Here is an 881-nt window from a genome sequence, read left to right as displayed (position 1 = left end):
CGCCGACGTCGTGCTCGCGGCAGCCACCGGGCCCATCGTGGAGGAAATCTTCACCCAGGCGTCCCGGATGCCGCGGCGGCCCGCCCTGGTATCCGCGCTGCCGGGAGTGGCCTTCCCGGCCACCCGCAAGGCGCTGAACTACCGGGCGCTCGGGGACGCGTTCATCACCCACAGCCACGCCGAGTGCCGGGCGTTCAGCGACTTGGCCGACGCCATGGGGCTGCCGCAGCGGATCCTGGTGTCGCGGCTGCCGTTCCTGGCCTCCGCCGGGCGCCCGGAGCCACAGCAGAAGCCGCTGGACTCGGTGGTGTTCGCGCCGCAGGCCAAGGTTCCGGTGGAGCGGGAGCAGCGCGTCGCGATCCTGCAGGCCCTCGCGGCGTTGGCCAGGCGCCGGCCGGAGCTGTCGGTGCGGGTGAAGCTGCGGGCCTGGGCGGGGGAGCCGCAGACGCACACGGAGCAGTACCCGTTCGACCAGTTGTGGTCTGACCTGGTGGCGGCGCGGGCGGTGGCCGGACACGAACTGCAGTTCTGCACCGGCCCCATGTCCGACCAGCTCACCCCGGGAGCGGCCATGGCGACCGTCAGCTCCACCGCGGCCCTGGAAGCGCTCGACGCCGGCCTGCCGGTGCTCATTTTGGACGACTTCGGACTCTCCGAGCAGATGTTGAACAAGGTGTTCGACGGTTCCGGGCTGGTCGGCAACCTGAAGGACCTGGTGGCCGGCAGGTTCGGGCATCCCGACCCGCGCTGGTTGCGGGACAACTACTTCCACGCCCAGCCGGTGCGGCTGGGCGAAATGCTGGCCAACTTCGCGGCACGCGCCAGGGCCGGAAAGCTGGCGACCGATCCGGATCGCCTGGCCGCGGTGCAGCGGCGCAAGC

Annotated in this window: 1 protein-coding gene; it reads left to right on the top strand. The window is 71.7% G+C overall.

Going from position 1 to position 881, the window contains the following annotated elements; translation table 11 throughout:
* Positions 1–10: 10 nt before the first annotated feature.
* A partial coding sequence (locus tag AC5RUJ_RS17375) for a DUF6716 putative glycosyltransferase (protein WP_494156390.1) occupies positions 11–881 on the top strand: 871 nt, incomplete at its 3' end.

The organism is Arthrobacter sp. Y3223164 (assembly GCF_059091005.1).
This window is presented reverse-complemented; position numbering and strand designations above follow the sequence as displayed.